Genomic DNA, 290 nt, shown 5'->3' on the forward strand with positions numbered 1-290 from the left:
GTTACCTTTGGTTCTTCCGGTTTTTCTAAGTCTTCTAGTTCTTCTGTTGTTTCTTCTTTATTTTCTTCTTCCTCTGGTTTCACCCAGATTTCTGGTTTTTCTGTTACCTCTGGTTTTTCTAGCACATTCGGCTCTTCCGTTACCTTTGGTTCTTCCGGTTTTTCTAAGTCTTCTAGTTCTTCTGTTGTTTCTTCTTTATTTTCTTCTTCCTCTGGTTTCACCCAGATTTCTGGTTTTTCTGTTACCTCTGGTTTTTCTAGCACATTCGGCTCTTCCGTTACCTTTGGTTC

Annotated in this window: 1 pseudogene; it reads right to left on the reverse strand. The window is 39.3% G+C overall.

Annotated features, from left to right (window positions below):
* Positions 1 to 290, reverse strand: a pseudogene (locus MR083_RS28365) (Cna B-type domain-containing protein); the annotation flags it as partial.

The organism is Bacillus cereus group sp. BfR-BA-01408 (assembly GCF_022663305.1).
GTDB classification, from domain to species: Bacteria; Bacillota; Bacilli; order Bacillales; family Bacillaceae_G; genus Bacillus_A; species Bacillus_A pacificus.